This window comes from Enterococcus sp. E5-162, from assembly GCF_035725965.1.
GTDB classification, from domain to species: domain Bacteria; phylum Bacillota; class Bacilli; order Lactobacillales; family Enterococcaceae; genus Enterococcus_B; species Enterococcus_B lactis.
This window is the reverse complement of record NZ_JAPRFV010000005.1, coordinates 46984-66688: the sequence shown is the minus strand read 5'-3', so window position 1 is coordinate 66688 and position 19705 is coordinate 46984. Positions and strand designations below refer to the sequence as shown.

The 19705-nt window shown below is 38.1% G+C and carries 18 protein-coding genes; 4 read left to right on the top strand and 14 right to left on the bottom strand.

What is annotated here, in order from left to right:
• Positions 1–282 precede the first annotated feature (282 nt).
• From csn2 to OZZ83_RS06600, 5 genes are read right to left on the bottom strand one after another with little or no spacing between them, the layout of a single operon-like run.
• A complete protein-coding gene (gene csn2 / locus OZZ83_RS06620) occupies positions 283–945 on the bottom strand; it encodes a type II-A CRISPR-associated protein Csn2 (protein ID WP_025478102.1) in 663 nt (220 codons plus the stop codon).
• Complete coding sequence (cas2, locus tag OZZ83_RS06615; RefSeq protein ID WP_002310648.1) at positions 935–1279, bottom strand: CRISPR-associated endonuclease Cas2; 345 nt, start codon at positions 1277–1279, stop codon at positions 935–937. Before cas2 ends, csn2 begins: the two co-directional genes overlap by 11 nt.
• Positions 1276–2142 (bottom strand): type II CRISPR-associated endonuclease Cas1, encoded by an 867-nt coding sequence (gene cas1, locus OZZ83_RS06610; protein WP_002348338.1) that lies wholly within the window; start codon positions 2140–2142, stop codon positions 1276–1278. The genes cas2 and cas1 overlap by 4 nt, the downstream gene beginning before the upstream one ends.
• Positions 2143–6165, bottom strand: coding sequence for a type II CRISPR RNA-guided endonuclease Cas9 (gene cas9, locus OZZ83_RS06605; protein ID WP_002335161.1), 4023 nt, complete (start codon positions 6163–6165; stop codon positions 2143–2145).
• 8 nt (positions 6166–6173) lie between these two features.
• On the bottom strand, positions 6174–6371 hold the full coding sequence (locus OZZ83_RS06600) for a hypothetical protein (protein ID WP_002310643.1): 198 nt from the start codon (positions 6369–6371) through the stop codon (positions 6174–6176).
• Between the two features lie 316 nt (positions 6372–6687).
• Between OZZ83_RS06600 and OZZ83_RS06595 the strand changes: the two genes are divergently transcribed.
• Positions 6688–6816 (top strand): hypothetical protein, encoded by a 129-nt coding sequence (locus OZZ83_RS06595; RefSeq protein WP_002287569.1) that lies wholly within the window; start codon positions 6688–6690, stop codon positions 6814–6816.
• A gap of 56 nt (positions 6817–6872) precedes the next feature.
• Positions 6873–8567: an oleate hydratase gene (locus OZZ83_RS06590; protein ID WP_002310641.1), complete on the top strand. Its 1695-nt coding sequence runs from the start codon at positions 6873–6875 to the stop codon at positions 8565–8567.
• A gap of 533 nt (positions 8568–9100) precedes the next feature.
• Here the strand turns inward: OZZ83_RS06590 and OZZ83_RS06585 are convergent.
• Positions 9101–9961: a hypothetical protein gene (locus OZZ83_RS06585; protein ID WP_002320718.1), complete on the bottom strand. Its 861-nt coding sequence runs from the start codon at positions 9959–9961 to the stop codon at positions 9101–9103.
• Between the two features lie 290 nt (positions 9962–10251).
• Between OZZ83_RS06585 and OZZ83_RS06580 the strand changes: the two genes are divergently transcribed.
• Together OZZ83_RS06580 and OZZ83_RS06575 are read left to right on the top strand one after the other, a co-directional pair.
• A complete protein-coding gene (locus OZZ83_RS06580) occupies positions 10252–11385 on the top strand; it encodes an alcohol dehydrogenase catalytic domain-containing protein (protein WP_002292500.1) in 1134 nt (377 codons plus the stop codon).
• A 30-nt stretch (positions 11386–11415) separates the two neighbouring features.
• The gene (locus OZZ83_RS06575; protein WP_002316627.1) at positions 11416–11730 is read left to right on the top strand and encodes a YrhK family protein; all 315 of its coding nucleotides are present in this window, start codon (positions 11416–11418) and stop codon (positions 11728–11730) included.
• Between the two features lie 125 nt (positions 11731–11855).
• Here OZZ83_RS06575 and OZZ83_RS06570 read toward each other — a convergent pair whose 3' ends face one another.
• The 8 genes from OZZ83_RS06570 to OZZ83_RS06535 form a co-directional block, all read right to left on the bottom strand.
• Complete coding sequence (locus tag OZZ83_RS06570; RefSeq protein ID WP_002310634.1) at positions 11856–12314, bottom strand: GNAT family N-acetyltransferase; 459 nt, start codon at positions 12312–12314, stop codon at positions 11856–11858.
• 222 nt (positions 12315–12536) lie between these two features.
• Entirely contained in the window at positions 12537–13790 is a 1254-nt protein-coding gene (locus tag OZZ83_RS06565) for a PTS sugar transporter subunit IIC (RefSeq protein ID WP_002310633.1), read from the bottom strand.
• Positions 13791–13818: 28 nt separating this feature from the next.
• Complete coding sequence (locus OZZ83_RS06560; RefSeq protein ID WP_002310632.1) at positions 13819–14136, bottom strand: PTS lactose/cellobiose transporter subunit IIA; 318 nt, start codon at positions 14134–14136, stop codon at positions 13819–13821.
• Between the two features lie 24 nt (positions 14137–14160).
• Complete coding sequence (locus tag OZZ83_RS06555; protein WP_002292494.1) at positions 14161–14481, bottom strand: PTS sugar transporter subunit IIB; 321 nt, start codon at positions 14479–14481, stop codon at positions 14161–14163.
• A 312-nt stretch (positions 14482–14793) separates the two neighbouring features.
• Positions 14794–16209 carry a glycoside hydrolase family 1 protein gene (locus tag OZZ83_RS06550; protein WP_002310630.1) on the bottom strand — a complete coding sequence of 472 codons (1416 nt, stop codon included), beginning with the start codon at positions 16207–16209 and terminating at the stop codon, positions 14794–14796.
• 17 nt (positions 16210–16226) lie between these two features.
• Positions 16227–17543: a PTS sugar transporter subunit IIC gene (locus OZZ83_RS06545; RefSeq protein WP_278023665.1), complete on the bottom strand. Its 1317-nt coding sequence runs from the start codon at positions 17541–17543 to the stop codon at positions 16227–16229.
• A gap of 149 nt (positions 17544–17692) precedes the next feature.
• Complete coding sequence (locus tag OZZ83_RS06540) at positions 17693–18391, bottom strand: FadR/GntR family transcriptional regulator (RefSeq protein WP_278023663.1); 699 nt, start codon at positions 18389–18391, stop codon at positions 17693–17695.
• A gap of 288 nt (positions 18392–18679) precedes the next feature.
• Positions 18680–19636, bottom strand: coding sequence for an aldo/keto reductase (locus tag OZZ83_RS06535; protein WP_002348342.1), 957 nt, complete (start codon positions 19634–19636; stop codon positions 18680–18682).
• Positions 19637–19705: the final 69 nt, after the last annotated feature.

Below are 19705 nucleotides of genomic sequence, written 5' to 3'. Positions count from 1 at the left end.
TTCGATAAGTGCAAGGCTGTTTTTGCTAGAGTAGTATTCAAATCAGCATAGCTCTAAAACAGCTTTTGGACTTCTGCAATTATTTCTTTGGTTTTGGAAGCATTCAAATCAGCATAGCTCTAAAACATTTGGCGATTTCTAGTTCGTGTTGTAGATGTTTTGGAAGCATTCAAATCAGCATAGCTCTAAAACCTCGCAGAAAAAATTTTTCCGTCAATGTTTCATAATCACGCTACTCGTTCATAGCAAAACTTCAGCTTTGAACGCTTCTCTTTTTTACCATTATACCATGTTTTCCAAGTTCAAGAAATAGTCTTTATCCAAGACAAATTGTTTTATCCCTTTGATCGAACGCGGCTCTACAAATAGCACTTCCATATGATATAACGAAATATAATTTTGCACTTCGCTTATTTCTTCTTCCGTGAGATAGGAACACACATTGATCAAAACCAATAATTTTTTCTTAGACAAGTATTTATAAACCTGAAGCAACTCAAGTAATTTCTCAAAAATAGTATCACTTCTTGTCTCGATCTTGATACCCAATGCTTTGAATAATTCCAAGACCGTGATCTCGTCTCCTTCTAAATCGAGTTCGTGATCCAACAACTCGTACCCGATCAGCTCACTGATTGTCGCTGTCAGTTTATCAATCATTGATTTCACTTCTACTTTTTCATTGAGCTGGCGCTCCAAATCTGCGTAGATCAATTTTAAAGTCGATGCCGAATTGATGTCAAAACCTAAAACATCTGTGATAATCAGTAAATCTGACTCTTTTAATTCTTTGTATTTATCGTTGAACAGCTTTAGTTCATGGGATTCACTGTACTGATAGAACCATTTCACGATTTTTGCAAACACAGTGACATCTTCTACGATTAAAAATGTAGCTTTTTCCAGTGACAGAGGCTGTTCCAATAATGGAAAATTAAGATTCAGCATCTTCGTCCTCCCCTAGATAAATGACTCGCTTATCCGAATTAGCCACACTTGTATCTCTTTCCCCGCTCAAATAAACCATACGCGCGAATTGTTTTTCCGTTACCGTGAGTAGTGTGACAAATCCTTTTTTAGGGTTATTGCTTTTTAATCGTTTCAGCATCGCTTGGCTAGCTGTAGGATTCAGCAACAATTTACTGTACACGGAAAACTGATGCATGATGAATCCTTCGCTCAATAAAAATTTTCTGAATTTCCTGTATGCTTTTCGTTCATCGGCTGTTTCAGTAGGCATATCAAACATTAAAATCATTCTCATATAACGATAACTCATATCCGAAATTGAGGGACTCCTTCCGTCTCGTTATTCAATACTTTGATTACTTTACTCGTATAATCCGATACGATGTTGGTAAGAAACATTTCTTTTTTTCCATAACTGTATTTATTGGTAAATAAATCAAACAAACGCCGCTTGATCACAGGAAATTCGCAGTTGCGGTAGCGATAAACAATCTCGTCTATGACCGGTCGGAATGGTTCCATGAAATCACTAGCCAAATTAAAATCATTGAATTGATTCGCATGTTTCAATCCAAATTGTGTCATGCAACCATTTTTGACGATTTCTCGGGCAAACATGCTCAACAACAGTGTATATCCGTAATCTAATCCTGCATTGATCTCATTGTTTTCTTCACGAGTAAACTTCGTGCCGAACAATGTTTGAAAATAGATTCTTGCAGCATGGCCTTCGCGATTCGTTGGGTCAAATTCAAGTAAACCTTCGTGCAATTCTTGTATTGATTCTGCTTTTTCAGTAAATGATTGCTTTTGCAAGAAATTGCTTTGGTTCTGGATTTTCTGGGAAATAATTGCTGTCCATACCTGCCCCTTTTTTTCAGGAGACCACGCCAATTGTCGCGTTAACTGCAAACTGCTGTCATGTCTACTGTAGAACGGCAACAGCTTAGCAACAGGAAGTCGCTTGTCATCACAAAACAACACGAGTATTTTCTCATCGACTAATCGTTTCAAGAGCATCGTTGTGATAGTGATATCTGTGGTTTCCAATAACAGCACATCAATTTCTGACAGATGGAGACGTTCGGTTTTTTCAGCATTTTTGAAAATCAAATGATTATTTACGTATGCTAATTTTGAATGTGTGTTGACCACTACTGTGCGCCATCCCATTTATTTCCCCATCCTGATACGAGTTTCATATAATCCGGTGATTGATTGATGAATAATCGTTGACTGCCAGATCTCAGTCAAGCTAGTGTACCTTTTTCGCGGAATCGTCACATCAAAAAATTTGAAATCAGCCGGTGCGCCCATCGCATTGAACTGCATGAGATTGACAAAAGAACTTGCTAGTTTAGCTAGATCATCCGTTTGGTTTTCTTTGTAAATTTTTTCCAGTTTCTCAATATTTTTCTCTGCCAAGGTATATTTCCCTGCAAATTCGAGGACACGGGCAAACACTTCTGAAAACTCCTTGTGGTGTTCATTCACATAATCAAAACTTTCTTTATGAGAAATCTCATCGTACTGTTTTGCATGATAAAGAAGTGTGACCAGATGCTCCGGCAAGAGAAATGAATTGGCTTTTTGTGCTTCCTTATTGCTTGCGACCATTCGTTTACGCCCGTTTTCTAGTTCAAATAGCGCGTACTTAGGCAATTTCATCTCAATTTCTGCCTGTTCGTACCCTTTGTTTTTCAAAAATAAAACGGGGGATTGTTCAAATGCTTCTCTCTCCATGATTGTGATGCCTTCTAGCGCATTTGTCCGTTTGCGCGCTTTTCCTTTTTCATAAGTGAAAGCGACTGTGTAAGCAACGTTTGGGCTACCTAACCCGCCGTATTTAGCTGGATCCCAGTTGTTTTTCCGAGGTAACAGCTTAGAAGAATCTTTTTTAGGCTCAACTGTTTCCTTTGAGAAGCCTCCTTTTTGAATTTCTGTTTTTTTCACGATATTCATATGGTGGTGATTGATGACTTTTTTTACCTGTGCGATACTTTTTGATTTGTCCCAGAAAATCTCGCCATTTTCATCGCAAACCGGTGTGTCACTTTCGAAAAATTTCATGATGTTCGAATAAAATTCTTTTTTTACCGTCGCTTTGTTTGCTTTATGCGCATTGAACTTCAGATATTCGCCATAAACGAATTCCGGTGCTAGTTGCGGATATTTCTTCAAAAGAGCAAGAGCGACCACACCGTTCAGATATGCATCATGTGCGTGATGATATTCATTAATCTCACGTACTTTATAGATCCCGAAACGGTTTCTGAATTGACTGACTAGTGCAGATTTGAGCGTGATGATCCGAACTTTACGTATCGGTTCATTTGTGTCTTCTGCTTTATTGAACCGATGATGTAAAATACCGGCTACGTGTTTGGTAATCTGACGCGTTTCCACCAACTGCCGTTTGATGAATCCTGCCTTGTCTTCTTCCGTCAATTTGATTTTTGTCAGATTATCAAGTTTTCTTTTACTGATCAGCTTAGACGAATAAAGGTCGTACCAGAAACTGCGCATTTTTTTCACGACTTTCTCACTTGGTACATCGTCTTTTTTCAGACGATTTTCTTTTGAGGAAACTAAAACTTTGTTATCGATTGAGTTATCGGTCGTAAAACTTCTTGGGATAATATGGTCGATATCGTAATCTGATAATCGATGGATATCTAAAGGCGCACCTGTATACATGTCTCGACCATTCTGCAAATAATAGAGATATAATCGGTCTTTTTGCAGGGAGCTGTTATCGGTCGGATACTCTTTCAGCAATTGACTGCCGAAATCTTTAAGTGATTCTTCCAAAGCTTTCAACCGCGGCCGTGAACTTTTGAGTCCTCTGCCCGTCGTTTGATTTTCTCTGGCCATCTCGACCACGATGTTTGCTGGTTCATAGCCCATGATGCCAACGATTTCATCTACAATCTTCAAACTTTGGAGGATACCTTTTTTGATAGCCGGACTGCCTGTTAATTCTTTGACAATTTCTTCCAGATTTTCTGTGTCTGTGATCATTTGTGCTTTTTTGATTTCTTTTTTGAACGATAAACTATCATCATTGATCAGCTGCATGAAGTTACGATTTCGATGATGAGGAAAATCGTCATCATTGATCAAATAGTCTAAGATTGTTTTGTTCGATTGTTTGTCTCGGATTCCTTGAATCAGTTCTTTCGATAATCTACCCCAACCAGTGTAATGTTTTTTTGTAAGTTTCTTGATTATGTGTTTACCTAAAGTCGCTTCATGATGACTCAGCCTTGTTTTAATCATTTCCCGATCCTCAAAAACAGTCAGCGTTTTGATGATTTCTTCAAACATTGATGCCAATTCAGGATCTTCCAGCCATTGTTTCATTTCTCTTTTATTTTCACTCATGGTCAAAAAATCGTGGTACGTTGTATAGGAAGCGTTGAATGCTTTTTCGATGCCGGACAGTTCTGCGTGTTTGATATCGTATTTCAAATACAAGAATTCTTGTAAATCTTTTTTGGTTACCTTTCGATTCTTTTCGAACAATTCATGAAAGATTTCTTTCTTCTCTATGCTGGAAAAATAGTTCATCTGACCACGTTCGTCTTGATATCTTACTTTAGTCAACTCATTATAGATCGAAAATTTCTGATACAACAGGCTGTTTTTTGGCAATACCTTGTTGTGTGGCATGTACATATCTGTGTTGATCATTCGTTCGATAAACCGGACAGCAGAGCCCTCCATATCCACTATTTCAGGTAAGTTCCAAGGTTTGATCTTTTCCTCTGATTTTCTGATAAGCCACGCAAATGGACTATTTTCCTGTTTTTTTGCTAACGGACCAACATAATACGGTATCTTGAAGGTCAATAAACTTTCCAGCTTTTCTTGTTCTTCTTTTAAAAAAGGATAATGCTTTTTCTGGTTTGCAATAATTGCTCTCAGCTCGGTCAAATGGATCTGATGCGGGATCACACCGTTATCAAATGTGCGCTGTTTTCTCAAAAAATTCTCTTGTTCGATCTTTGTCAGGAACACCTCGCTGCCTCGGATACCTGTCAGTTCTTTTTTGACAAATTTATAGAAATCTTCTTGTGTCGCATGCCCTTCGATATACCCTGCATATCCGTTGACTGAATTATCCCCAAAAAAGGCGCGATATTTCTTCGGCAGATTCTCTTTCACAAATCGTTTCAGAAGGACCAAGTCTTCTTTATGTGCGTCATAGCGTCTGATCATCCCTGCTGAAAGCTTCGCTCGTGTATTTTTCGTGCTGTCAGAAAGAATCTCAGATAACAAGACAGCATCATAAACATTTTTCGCTTGGACAAAAAGATCGATGTAATCATCTCCGATTTTCTCTAACAATTCTTCAAGGTCTTCTTCATATGTTTCTTTTGAAAATTGCAGTTTTGCTTCTTCTTCTAATCCAAATACATTTTTGAAATTCCCCTGATTCCCTACCATTAATTTTATAAATTGACTGAGATAACCATTGGATTTTTCATGAGGAAAATATTTCAGGAGCGTTTCTGCTTTTTTTGTTTTCGACATCTTTTCTGTAAAAACGAAAGAACAATCGACCGCTTCGTCTAATTTTTCTGTTTGTTTGTCGTCTGCTTCGCTGAATTGCTGGTTATATGTGCTCAGAAATTGACGAAAAGTCTCTGTCACTGAGGAATTCTCCGTATTTAATTCACCCTCAATCAAAAAATGTCCCCGATATTTCAAGAGATGAGCCATCGCTAAATAAACGAGACGGATGTCCGCTTTCTCTGAAGAGTCAGCTAGCGCTTGTCTCAAATGATAGATCGTCGGGTAAGTCTGATGGTAGCTTTTTTCTTGCTTGATCGTAGCAAAGACCGGATGTCTCGACTGTTTCTTTTCATCTAGGACTAAAAAACTTTCATTCAGTCGAGCAAAAAAGTGTTCGTCTATTTTTAAGATCTCTGGTGCGAATATTTTTTGCAGTTCAAGGATTCGTTGTCTGCGTCTCGCTAACCTCCTGCGCGCGGTCCGCTTGCTTCTTCTTGCTTCGGCAGTCTGGCCTTCGTCAAAAAGTCGAACACCCCAAAAGTTTTTCTTCGTGCTACTCTTTTCTGTATTTCCTGCTACTTTCATCTTTTTGGAAACCAGTCGATAGTCATCTGTCAATACGGACCACCCGACGGAATTGGTCCCGATATCTAATCCGATCGTATACTCTTTCTTCATGCGCTAAATCATCCTTTCATCCAACAGCTCATCATAATTGAAAAAACGAAAACACCTATTGTAAAAGCTGTGATTTTTGCTATAATAAATATATTGGTAGCATTCAAATCAATATAGCAAGTTAAAATAAGGCTTTGTCCGTCATCAGCTTTTTTAAAGCAGCGCTGTTCTCGGCGCTTTTTTTGTGCTTTGCTTTTCAAAATCATCCCTTCATCTTCTTGCCAGACAGGAAACCATTTTCACTAAAATTATATCATATAATTTTTTTAATATGATTCACTTTTTTCTGCTATTCAGACTTTTTGTACGTTGTTTTATCATTCATCAAAAATATTTATTGTTATTTTTTGTACGTCTTTTTCTACTTTTTTCCTTCTTCCATTTTCTTGTTTTCTTACACGGCATTCAGACACTTCTTCTTTTTTGTCAAAATTTCCTTTTTCTTCTCACCCTATCATTTGGCATTCTCATAAAAACGAACTATCCTTGGATATAGAAAGAGAAAACAAGGAGGCGTTTTTCATGAGTAAAAAATTAATCAAAGTCGGCATCGGTTTAGGTTTGCTTGCCCTTGGCGCTGCATATCTAGGAAAAAAAACAGGGCTATTCGAAGATGACAGTCATTTATATGATGAATTTGAATCCATCTAGCATCCTATTTCGTTGAATCACTACGGACATACTTGGAAGACATTGGAGGAATCACAATGAGAAAAAGTAAAGCAATAATGATTGGTGCCGGTATTGCCAATATGGCAGCGGCTGTTTATTTGATTCAAGAAGGCAAATGGAAAGGGGATCAGATTACCTTTTATTCATTGGATGATCACGGTTCAAATGATGGTGCACCGACCGACACTGTAGTGGATGAATATTGGAATAAAAATCATCCATTAGAAAACCAAAAAGGCTATATTGCTCGAGGCGGTCGTATGCTTAATTACCGTACCTATGTAGATTTGATGGATCTATTAAGTCGAATACCTTCTGTTACTGAGCCAGGAATGACTGCTGAAGAAGATACAAGAGATTTTGATGCAAAACACCGTACCTTTGACAAAGCACGTTTGATGGAAGGTGGTAAAGGGATCATTGACGGCGGAAAACTGGGCTTCAACAACAAGGACCGTATTCTTCTGACTAAACTGATTGCCATGCCTGATTCAGAAGAAGAAAAACTAGACAATATCACTATCGAAGAATATTTCAAAGATGATCCACACTTTTTTGAAACAAACTTCTGGTTTATGTGGGAAACAACATTTGCTTTCAGAACACGTAGTTCTGCTCAAGAATTGCGTCGCTATATGCATCAAATGATTTATGAATTCACTCAAATCGAACATTTAGTGGGCGTCAATCGAACACGTTACAATCAGTACGAAAGTATCATGCTTCCTTTGATCGAGTACTTGAAAGAACAAGGATGCAAAATCATTTTGAACCGCCGTGTCACTGACTGGGAATTCAAAGAAACACCGATGCAAGATGAAATCACTGTGACTGGTTTGAAAATGACCAATACATTGACTCAGGAAGAGGAACATGTCACGGTAGATGAAGATACAGCGGTCATTTTCACGAATGGTTCCATTACAGATTCAGCTACTTTGGGAGATTACGAAACACCAGCTGTAGAAAATATGGATTATGGTGCAGCTTCTAGTCTCTGGAAAAAAGCCAGCGAACGTTTCTATAACTTAGGAAATCCCGATAAATTTTTCGCGGATCGAGATGCGAGCGAATGGGTCAGCTTTACCCTGACGACGAAAAACCATTTGTTGTTGAATGAAATCACCCGTATCACGACTCAAGAACCAGGAAATGCCTTGAATTCATTTATTTCAACCACACCGATCACGTCGTTAGGCCAAAAAGATGTCAATATGTCTATCGTCGTGCATCATCAACCGCATTTTACGTCTCAAAAACCAAATGAAACAGTTATTTGGGGTTATTTCCTTTATCCAAGACGACGTGGCGAATTTGTGGATAAACAGTATATTAAGATGAACGGAAAAGAAATGTTGGAAGAACTGATTGGACAACTTTCAAAAGTAGATCCTGGACCAGTGAATATTCGTGAAAAAGAAACAGAGATTTTCGACAGCGTAATAAATAATATCCCTGTCTATATGCCTTATGCTTCCGCATTATTTAATAACCGTGCAAAAAGTGATCGACCAAAAGTCATTCCTAAACATTCAACCAATCTGGCCTTTACAGGAGAATTTGTTGAGCAGCCTTATCAGATGATCTTTACTGAACAAAGTGCTGTACGTTCTGGAGAAATCGCTGCTTTCCATTTTGCGGGCATCCCTATGTCCCGTCTTGTCAAAACACCGCGTTACGACAAAGACATCCCTACTCTAGCTCGTGCCGCAAAAAAAATGTTTGAATAATCAGGAGGTTGTGAAAAAGCTGCCTTGCATCAAGTAATAAGAACAGCCAAGCAAAAATAGCTTCTCATATTTTTCGTTTGGTTAGGCTTATTACCGCAAATGCAAGCTTTTGAACACCGTTTAAGGAAGAGGTTGTAAAATCAGCGTTCTGACCTGAGTATTAGAGAAACAAATGGCAAAATAGTTCCTCATATTTTGCCATTTTTTGAGCTAATACCGAGGGTCAGCTGATTGAACACCGTTTACCAAGAGGTTGTGAAAAAGTCGTTTAGTTTCGAGTATTAAGAAAAATTTTGGGGAAATGGCTTTCTACATTTTTGCATAAATTTGGCTTAATACCGAGAAACTGGCTTTTGAACACCGTTTACCAAGAGGTTGTGAGCCTACCGTTCAGCTCCGAGTCACAAGGAACAATTTCAAAAAATAGCTTCCTATGTTTTATGAATATTGTGACTTGTGACCGAGGAGTTGGTAGGGGAACACCGTTTATTCATAACAAGAGGTTGTGACAGATTTCATGTCACAACCTCTTGTTATTTATATTCGTTTCTTTTTGAAAAAACCATTTTTTCAGTATTCACTCTCTTGCCAATCCACCATAATCCAGCTGCTATCACTACTTCAACGATTGCCACTACACTAAAAAATTGGATGAATGACAAAATATATGTGTCTAACAAATGTTGCAGTGCTTGGGTTCGAATATCTAACTGACTGGTCATATCGTACAAATAGAGACTGACTGACAGACTTAATAATTGGAAGCCTGCTCCTCCAATCACCACTGCAAATGACCAAAGAACTTTTTTCCAAGACATTCTGTATAAATAAAACACTCCGCTCAGCAATACAAGTAAGATACTACTAATCACTGGAAGAAAAGAAACCATTCGCTCTCGTATCGTCAATATCTGATCGATGAACGACATCAAATAAATTGATTGTATTCCTCGTCGAAAAATCCCAGAAGTCATATAGATGAGTAAATTGTTTTCTTCACTAGCAAATGGATCATCCTCTGCTTCTTCTTGTTTGTATGTATTGATTATCTCTTGGAGCTTTTCTTCTACTTCCTTTTCTCCGATCAGTTCTACTGGTTCTTTTTCATATCTGTTGCGGATGAAAAGCTCGATATTTTTTTGTACTAGTTCTTCAGAAACAATCTTTTCCAATGCTTCAGCCGGAGCTCCAATCTCATAATGATAGCTTTGGATCTCTTGATTGATCTCAGCAGCTACTTTTTTCGCATAGTCCGATTGCATGTTTTGCTCTAACATAAAATGTTGATTTGCCAAGGTGCTTATTAAACAAAGCATAACAGTCAGGCAAAACAGGCAGACAGAACTAATCATAACAATGATCCGTTTATTCCATTTATTTTGAATTTGTTTCATTACGCCTCCTCGTATTTGTTTTTTCACTGAAACGAATGATGATTGGTTATTGTTTAAATAGTTAAAATGATTCAATAGTTCAACTATACTTTACTGTACGTAAGGATACAATGAAGGCACACACCTTCTTTTTCTAATAAAAAAAAAATTTGGAACTCTTGCTTTTTTGAGGATTTTTATTTTGAGAAAAAAGCGTTTCATTATCAAAAAGATAAGAACTCCTTTAGAATGAAACTATCTGTAGTACCAATAATGCAGACAATTTTGTGAATCTGAAAGGAGCATCTCCAATGAAAGCAGTCACTTGGCAAGGAAAACAAAAAATGGAAATCAGAAACGTAGATGATCCAAGAATATTAGAACCAACAGACGCAATCATCCGTATCACAGCAACCGCCATTTGCGGATCCGATCTGCATCTTTACCATCATGGTGAAGCAGTTTTGGAAAAAGGGTATGTTGTAGGTCACGAACCTATGGGAATCGTTGAAGAAGTAGGATCACAAGTTCAAACATTGAAAAAAGGGCAACGAGTGGTTATCCCTTTTAATATCAGTTGTGGTCATTGTCATTTCTGCCTGAATCACATGGAAAGCCAATGTGATGAATCAAATCCAGATCAGTTATATGGTGGGCTTTTCGGATTTGGCAAGTTGAATGGCAATCATTGGGGTGGGCAAGCAGAATACCTAAGAGTACCTTATGCAGACTCTACTTCGTTTGTCGTTCCAGATAATAATCTTCCTGATGAAAAAGTTTTGTTTCTATCAGATATTTTGCCTACAGCTTATTGGAGCGTTGAAAATGCAGGCGTAAAAAAAGGCGATACAGTTGTGATTCTAGGATCTGGTCCAGTCGGTCTATTTGCTCAAAAATTCGCTGTAATGGCTGGAGCAGAGCGCGTGATTGCAGTGGATCCAGTACAACATCGTTTAGATAAAGCGGCTAATTACAACGGCGTGGAAACTTATTTCTTAGAAGACACAGCACAAGCTGGAACGGAATTATATGAGTTGGCTAAAGGTGGTGCCGATGTCATCATCGATTGTGTAGGAATGGACGGGTTAGAGCCTGTAAAAGAAAAAGCAAAAAATTTGGTGAGCCTACAAAGTGGCACGATTTCGCCTTTACAGATGGCTTCGCAAGCTGTCAAAAAATTCGGAACCGTCCAAGTAACTGGTGTGTATATGACGCCAGCTTCTTCTTACCCGCTTCAAGAGTTTTTCATGCGAGATATTGCGGTCAAACATGGACAGGCACCCATTATCCATCTGATGCCGAAAATCTACGAAATGATTGCAGAAGGACTATTTGATCCTACACAGATCATTACTCATTCGCTACCACTAGAAGAAGCAGCACAAGCATATGAGATCTTTGACAAAAAAGAAGATAAAAATATAAAAGTTGTTTTGAAACCTTGAAATCAGTAAAAAATACAGGTGATTTTCTTTATGCCCAAAATCAAACGAAATACCCATGAGATTGAAATAGGAAAAGAAGAAGATATCGAAATACGAGGGCGTCGCTTCCGCTTCTATTTCCAAAACCGTTACACATTGATCTCACTAGCTGTCGATTTATTAACCGGGATTTTCTATATTTTTGGAAGCCTTGCTTCCTTAACTAAAATCCCCGATCGATATGGCACCTATTTTTATTTGGCTGGTGCTATTTTCTTGACGATTCGTCCTATTCTCAGAATCGTTAGGAACATTTTTATTTACGACGAGAAAAGAACAAGGAAAAAGCATGGGAAGGCCGTTTAGCCTTCTCCATGCTTTTTTGTTATTCTTGTGTTGTGCATATTTCGCATACTGCGATTCGAAAAAATTTCTAAGTATAGAACAATTTTTCGGTTTCCTTCTCTATATGCTGTTTCATGTACCTACTCTTACAGCGGCATTTGGTACACTCGCACAGGAATTCCTTCATTATCCTGAGCCATCCCGATAAATTGCCAATTGTATTTTTCATAAAAATCCGTATGGTCCGTCACAAGATAAAGCATCTTTACGCCCATTTCTGCAAAGTCTTGCTTGATCGTTTCTAAAATCATTTTGGCAATCCGTTGGTTTCGGTAGTCTTTTTCAACAAACAGCGCACAGACATTTGGAGTCAAATCTACTCGATCATGAAAATCATTGTCAACAACACCTGCACCTGCAATAATCTCTCCCCACTCATCCAACACCACATACCATTGCGGAACCGATGCATTTTTTCTCGTGCTTGCTTGGATACTTTCTTCATAAACAGCAACTGGCAGATGCCATTTTGAAGCAAACCATTCGGCTGTTTCTTTTATCAACGTCGGTCGATCCCGCAATTTTATGACTGTTCTTCTCTCCATTTGTACTCTCTCCCATTCATATTTGGTCTATTATAGCACCTTGTATTTCAAATAGCTTTTCAATCGCTCGATTTTTTTGAATGAATGGGATTTTTTATTTATACACAAATTCCAAGACAAATATACCTCGATTTTCTCATTCATTATTCGATCCTAAGTTTTAAATTACTTGTTTTCATAAAAAAAGCAGAACCAGATAACCGGTTCTGCTTTCTTTATTCATTAAGCATCCAAAGCTTCTTTTCTTCTTTCTTGGATCGTAGCTACCTTGACGAACGGCAGATAGATCAAAATAGAAAGGATCAGATTGACAGCGGCCAGTACACCACCTGCAATACTCTTCGTTGCCAATACACCGCCAATAATTGGTGGCGTTACCCATGGTGGCATAACGGTAGCTGCTGGCACTAAACCTGTAGAAGTCGCAAAGTACGCAACACTAACTAAAACCATTGGTGTCAAAATAAATGGAATGAACATAATTGGATTCAATACGATTGGTAAACCAAACATCGTTGGTTCATTGATATTGAAAACACCTGGCGCAATCGACAAGTTTGTTACAACCATATATGGTTTGTTTTTACGTCCTACTAAATAAATAGCTAACAGTAAACCTAATGTTGCACCTGTTCCTCCTAAATTGACAAAGCTGTCGAAGAAAGGTTTGTTCACGATAAATGGCGCGCTATGTCCAGCTGCGATCGCATTGACATTTGCTTCGATTGCTGGCGCATTGATCGTTTGCATCAAAGGATCGACCATATTCGCCCCGTGTAAACCAAAGAACCATAAGAATGGGGTGATAAATGCAAGCAATAATGCAGATGGATAAGAGTTCGCAAGTCCCATAAATGGTTCTTGGACCACTGTATAGAATGAACCCACGATATCATCAACCCCAAATGCAGCAAAAATTGCAGCAACTAAAGCAAAGGCAGAGATAGTGATCATTGCTGGCAGTAATGAAGCAAATGCTTTCGCAACTGCTGGTGGCACACCATCAGGCATTTTGATAATCAATTTTTCATTTCCGCTTAAACGTACAAAGATTTCTGTTGAAATAATCCCAACAATAATAGCAATAAACAAACCGTTTGAGCTCATACCTAATGCTCCGCCTAAAGCAAAGAAAGAGCCTAAAGAAATCACACCTGCGGAAACACCGTCTTTTCGGTAGCCGTTAGCTAAATGATACGCAAGTAAGAAAGCAATCAAGACAGAAAGAATGGCAAATGTGCCGTTCCAAGCTGCAGCTCCGAATCCTTTCCATGATTCACCGCCAAAAATTGAATTCATCAATTCTTGGAAACCGGGAATCGGTAAGTTATTGATCATTACTGCTAATGCTCCTAAAATCATTAACGGCATACTCACCATAAATGAATCTCGAATCGCAACTAAATGCCGTTGTGCACCAATTTTTGATGCGACAGGTATAAAATGTTTCTCCATAAATGCAACAAATTTATCCATAAATCTTCCCTCTTTTCTTTACTGTGGATTACGCGTCCAACCGACGATACAGATCAATGATCTCTTTTGCTAAATCTGTAAAAGCAATAGATGTCATCAGGTGATCTTGACTGTGAACTGTCAAAAGTGTTACTTCAACGTGGTTTCCTTGTGCTTCTTGCGTCAGCATCTCTGTTTGAGAGTGATGTGCTTGGACTAAAGATTCCTCTGCATCTTTGATTTTTTCCTCTGCTAAAGTAAAATCTCCTTTTTTCGCCGCAGCAATCGCTTCCATTGCATCGCTTTTTGCATTTCCGCCAAACATAATCAGACCCATGATGGCTTCTAGATTTTTTTGATCTTCCATTTCTTGTTTCCTCCGATATTTTTATTATTTGTTTATTAGTTTTTCTGCTTGGTCAAGTACTTTTTCACCATTCATCATGCCATAGTCAGCCATATTGATTACATCTAAAGGAATGCCTTTAGGTGCTAGCTTTTCAGCAAATTGATTTTGCATAAAACGTACTTGCGGACCTAAAAGTAAAACGTCTACATTTTTAGATTCTAGTTGATTATCTGCATCTGAGGCAGAGACAGCAAAGATATCTGCTTCCATTCCTTTTGCTTCTGCTGCCTTTTGCATTTTTGTGACTAGGAGGCTTGTACTCATTCCAGCTGAACATACAAGCATGATTGTTCTCTTTTCCATTTTAAACACGTTCCTTTCTATTCTTACACTTGTATATAAAGCAAGTAGTGTGCCAACTTTAAAAGCGCTTTAAAAAGTTGATATTATCACGTTTATGGTCTATACCAAGTTGCATACACACTAAAAAAGAAAGCGCACACTAAACACACAAATTCTTTTTTATTGTGTTTATTTCTTTTAACGTGCACAAAAAAAGTTATGACAAATCTTTTGTCACAACTTTTTTGAATAAGAGGTTAAAATGCTTCTTTCACAACCTCTTTTATTTCAAATAACCAGCAAATAGAATCAATATCTTCGAAAAAATTCTAGTTATTTATAGGCTTCATCAGGTAAGCTTAATTCTCTCTTATCAATCAGAGACTGATACCATGAAGCAGACTTTTTCAGTGTTCTGCTTCGTTCATCGTTCAATTCGATTCGAACTAATCCATATCGATTCTTAAATGCATTCATTGGTGAAACACAGTCAGTGAATGCCCATAGCATATAACCTTCGCAATTGGCACCTTCTTCTGCTGCTTTGATCAAATAACGCAAATGCTGTCCGATAAATTCGATACGATAGTCATCTTGCACGATCCCTTTCTCATCCATATACTGTTCTTCATGTTCTCTTCCCATACCGTTTTCTGTTATCAGCCAAGGAATATTACGATAATTTTCTTTTAGATACATAGCTATATCATACATGATTTTTGGATAGATCTCCCACCCTCTGGAATTGTTCATTTTCTTTCCAGGTAAATCAAAGACTTCATAATATCGTTCTGGATGAAACGGTGTCTCTTCATTCCATTGATAACGAGGAGCACGAACGCGTTTAGGGTAATATTGATTGATTCCAAGGAAATCTACTGTATGATGTTGGATCGTTTCTAAATCCTCTGTTGCAGGATCAAAATAAATCGATTGTTTTCGACACAACTCCAGGAACTCTTCTGTGTAGTATCCTTTTACCATCGGATCAAAAAATACTCGATTATAAAACAGATCATACATATAAGCAGCTTTTTGATCTTCTGGAGAACTGGAACGAGCATAGACCATCTCAGGATTTAAAATACAGCCAATCCTTCCGCCATAATTGCCACTATGGTAAATTTCTACAGCTTTAGCCGTTGCTAAAACTTTGTGATAATTCCACATCATCCATTTTTTTGTGTTTTGTTCATGCGGCCAGCGAACAGCATCCAAATAGCAACGCGTTTGGGGAACGATTGGTTCGTTGAATGTAAACCAGTTTTTTACCCTGTCACCGTAACGATCAAAAGCAATCTTTGCGTACTTAGCATAAAAATCAACCACTTTTCTTGAAGACCAACCATCATATTTTTCCAAAAGAAAAGCAGGGACTTCGTAGTGTTCTAAACAAATCATCGGTTCTACGTCTGCTTCGATCAAAGAGTCGATCATTTCACTTATATGCTGAGCATATTCTTCATCTACTATACAATTCTCGTAATCAGTGAAAAAACGAGCCCAATTGATAGAAGTCCGATAATGTGTCAGATGGATGGATTTCATCAAATCTATATCCTGTTGGTACTGCTCCATAAAATTAGTTGCTACGGCTGGACCATACCCATCATGCCAAACAAAATGTTCATTTTTATACCAGCTATCTATAAACGAATCCTGTCCTTCTTTTTTTCCTTTCCAACCTTCCGTTTGCCAAGCAGAAGATGCTGCACCAAGAATAAAATTTTCTGGAATAGTAATTTTCATGATTTCCTCCTGTTTTTTTAGATCCCATCATTTTCCACACGATTTGCTACTTTTACGAATGGCAGATAAATCAAAATAGAAACAACAATACAAACAAGTTGCGTAATAACTGCACCGATATTTCCTGCTGTGGCCAGATAAGCATTGACAATCGGCGGCATCGGCCAAGGAACCATTACAACTGCTTTTGCCGCAAATCCTAAAGCGGTTGCAAAATAACCGATCGTTCCTGTAACAAGCGGCGTTAAGATAAACGGGATAGCTAAAATAGGATTCAGCATGATCGGCATACCAAAAATAACTGGTTCATTGATATTGAAGATCCCAGGAGCAAGAGATAACTTGGTGATTTGTTTCATATCTTCTCGTTTTCCCACTAGCAATACTGCTATCAGTAGACCTATCGTGACCCCAGACCCGCCCATACTCATATACATATCCCAAAATGGCATAGTGATAATGTTTGGTACTTCTTTTCCAGCTTCAAAAGCTTCCGTATTTACAGCAATTGCCGCTAAAAGCAACGGTTCTCGAATTGGCTTCACCATTTGATTCCCATGGATACCAATCACCCAAAAGACTTGTGCAATAAACATCAGTAACAAGATACCAGGTAGCCCTTGAACGACACCTTCTAATGGGCGTTGTACGATATTGTAAATGATATCATAAAGGTACATCCCTGTAAGTTCTTTGATGATAAATCCCACAGCCGCGATACCTGATACTGTCAGAATCGTGGGAAATAACGCAGAAAAACTGGCAGAAACATTCGTTGGCACGGTATCAGGCATTCTCAGCTGTAGTTTCTTCTGTTTCCTCAACCAGCAATAAAGTTCAATGGAAAGGATGGAGACCAACATTCCCAAAAATAACCCTTTCGTATCTGTATATTGTTTAGCCAATACGTTTTCTACTATAACAGTCTGATTTTCATTCACTAATTCATAAACAGTTGGATTAACAGATAAATAAGACATCACTGCGATGATACCAGGGAATACACCATCCACTTTATTCAGCTTTGCTAATTCGATCCCTATCAGAAAAACAGCATAGATGGTCAAGAAACTTAGTGTGACATAGCTGATGGCAGATGCGATAGGTTTTAATTCTTCTAAAAAACGCAAAAAACTTATCTGTGCTAACCCATTTTCCGAATCAAAGACCATTGCTGAAAACAACGTGCCAAAAGCACCCGTAATAATTACCGGAATCAATGCAGCAAATGCGTTTTTTATCACCATGATATACCTTAAATTATTGATTCTCGTTGCCACATTCCCTAAAACATTGGCTAATTTATCCATAAAACTCATTCCAGATCCCCTCATTCCTACTTCTTCTCCTTGCCGCCATCTCTTTTTGTCTGTTAGTCAGCGCTTACATTTCGGTGAATAAAAACTATTTGCTTGTCCGTTTTACCAAATATAAAACAAAAATTCATCTGATGTATTTATCATAAAATACATCAGATGAACTGTCAATTAGTTTCTTTCTTCCCAATTATTTTCTGTAATTCTCTCCGATTTATTGCCATATGGACAGTCATCGCATCAAATGCCGCAAGTACATTCCGCCTCTCGATAGCCTGAACGATTTCTGTATGGATATCGATCGTCTCGATTTTCAAATGCTGGATATCATAATTTTTATTAAATAAAGCAATCGATTCATTAATGATCGGAATGATATGCAGTAACGCTACGTTTCCGCTAGCTTCTGCAATCGTCGTATGAAAATCGATGTCTAATTGAACATAATCTTGTGTACCTTCTCGAAAAGACGTTTCAATCTTTTGCGTTAAGCTTTTCATTCGGCTGATTTGATTTTTCGTTGCATATTCCGCCGCTAACCCTGCCATCTTTGGCTCCAATAAATATCTCAGCTCAAACAAGTCTCGTATCATCCGATCCTGATCTTCAATCAAAGAAAAACCGAGCGGATCATTAGCAATCCCTCGCTTATCACTGACGAATGTCCCCGCCCCTTGCCGAACTTCAAGAATATTCCTAGAAGCAAGCGCTCGGACAGCTTCTCGCACCGTGCTGCGTCCCACCTCTAAATAATCGGACAACTCATATTCATTCGGCAACTTATCTCCTACTTGCAACTGCTTTTCCTTTAAATATCTAAGGATCTTGTCCGTGGTTACTTCTACTAGGGTTTTATTTTCTTCCAAACCACATACCTCCTTTTCATCTGATGTATTTTTTCGTAATTATTATAACACGTTTGAATCATCTGATGATTTTTTGTATAAAAAATCGATTCATCCGTTCATGGATATACAAACGAAGCTATTTACCATAAAAAAAGACTAGGATAAAATTCACTCCTAGCCTTCGATCCTTTTTATTTTGAACGACAAAACGTATGATGTTCAATAATAGATGATCTTCATTCGATTCTTGATGACATTTTTTGTTCATTTTTTGATAGATGGATAAAAAATTTGATTACATCTTTTCTATTCTAGAATTTGGTCGATTTTCAATTCTTCTTCTGGTGAGAAATCTAAATTATCCATCATTCGAACACTTTCTTGTAACTGACTTAACCGACTTGCTCCAACCAGTACACTCGTAACAGATTTTTGTCGCAAATTCCATGCAAGGGCCATTTGCGCTAATGATTGCCCTCGTGATACGGCGATTGTCTGCAGTGCTTTGATTTTTTCCAGAGTTGATCCAACTTGTTCTTCTGAAAGGAATGGTATTTCCTTACGATGTGCTCTAGAATCTTCAGGAATCCCATGCAGATAACGATTTGTCAGCAAACCTTGGGCAAGCGGGCTGAACGTGATTGCTCCTAGCCCTTCTTCTTCTAATACTGGAGATAAGTCGTCTTCTAGTAGTTCACGAGAAAACATATTGTAGCGCATCTGATGAATAATGAACGGTGCTTCTTTTCTTTTTAAAATTTCAGTCATTTTTTTGGTGTCTTCTCCATTATAGTTGGATATACCAATATATAATGCTTTTCCTTGTCTTACAAGTTGCATCAATGCTTCTGCTGTTTCTTCCAAAGGTGTATCAGGGTCTGGACGATGATGATAGAAGATGTCAACATAATCTAGCCCCATTCTTTGGAGACTCTGATCACAACTTGAAATGATAGATTTACGCGAGCCCCATTCTCCGTATGGACCTTCCCACATATGATAACCTGCTTTGCTAGAAATAATCAGTTCATCACGGTAGGCTTGAAAGTCTTCTCTAAAAATACGCCCGAAGTTTTTCTCTGCAGCTCCAGCAGGGCCTCCGTAATTATTCGCAAGGTCGAAATGGGTAATTCCCATATCGAAAGCACCTCTTAAAATCTCTCTTTGGTTATGGATAGGATCATAATCTCCAAAATTTTGCCATAATCCGAGAGATAAAATTGGTAATTTTAAACCTGAATGACCGGATTTACGATATTCCATTTTTTCATAACGTGCACTATCTGCAATATACAAATTTTCTCCTCCTTACCACTTTTAAAACGCTTTCTT

Coding starts and splice junctions, on each gene's coding strand:
- OZZ83_RS06570 (WP_002310634.1), bottom strand. CDS start 12,314: ATGGAGAGAAGAACAGTCATAAAATTGCGGGATCGACCGACGTTGATA.
- OZZ83_RS06555 (WP_002292494.1), bottom strand. CDS start 14,481: ATGGAAAAGAGAACAATCATGCTTGTATGTTCAGCTGGAATGAGTACA.
- OZZ83_RS06545 (WP_278023665.1), bottom strand. CDS start 17,543: ATGAGGGGATCTGGAATGAGTTTTATGGATAAATTAGCCAATGTTTTA.
- OZZ83_RS06580 (WP_002292500.1), top strand. CDS start 10,252: ATGAAAGCAGTCACTTGGCAAGGAAAACAAAAAATGGAAATCAGAAAC.
- OZZ83_RS06590 (WP_002310641.1), top strand. CDS start 6,873: ATGAGAAAAAGTAAAGCAATAATGATTGGTGCCGGTATTGCCAATATG.
- OZZ83_RS06595 (WP_002287569.1), top strand. CDS start 6,688: ATGAGTAAAAAATTAATCAAAGTCGGCATCGGTTTAGGTTTGCTTGCC.
- OZZ83_RS06550 (WP_002310630.1), bottom strand. CDS start 16,209: ATGAAAATTACTATTCCAGAAAATTTTATTCTTGGTGCAGCATCTTCT.
- cas9 (WP_002335161.1), bottom strand. CDS start 6,165: ATGAAGAAAGAGTATACGATCGGATTAGATATCGGGACCAATTCCGTC.
- OZZ83_RS06575 (WP_002316627.1), top strand. CDS start 11,416: ATGCCCAAAATCAAACGAAATACCCATGAGATTGAAATAGGAAAAGAA.
- cas1 (WP_002348338.1), bottom strand. CDS start 2,142: ATGGGATGGCGCACAGTAGTGGTCAACACACATTCAAAATTAGCATAC.
- OZZ83_RS06560 (WP_002310632.1), bottom strand. CDS start 14,136: ATGGAAGATCAAAAAAATCTAGAAGCCATCATGGGTCTGATTATGTTT.
- OZZ83_RS06585 (WP_002320718.1), bottom strand. CDS start 9,961: ATGAAACAAATTCAAAATAAATGGAATAAACGGATCATTGTTATGATT.
- OZZ83_RS06600 (WP_002310643.1), bottom strand. CDS start 6,371: ATGATTTTGAAAAGCAAAGCACAAAAAAAGCGCCGAGAACAGCGCTGC.
- OZZ83_RS06535 (WP_002348342.1), bottom strand. CDS start 19,636: ATGGAATATCGTAAATCCGGTCATTCAGGTTTAAAATTACCAATTTTA.
- OZZ83_RS06565 (WP_002310633.1), bottom strand. CDS start 13,790: ATGGATAAATTTGTTGCATTTATGGAGAAACATTTTATACCTGTCGCA.
- cas2 (WP_002310648.1), bottom strand. CDS start 1,279: ATGAGTTATCGTTATATGAGAATGATTTTAATGTTTGATATGCCTACT.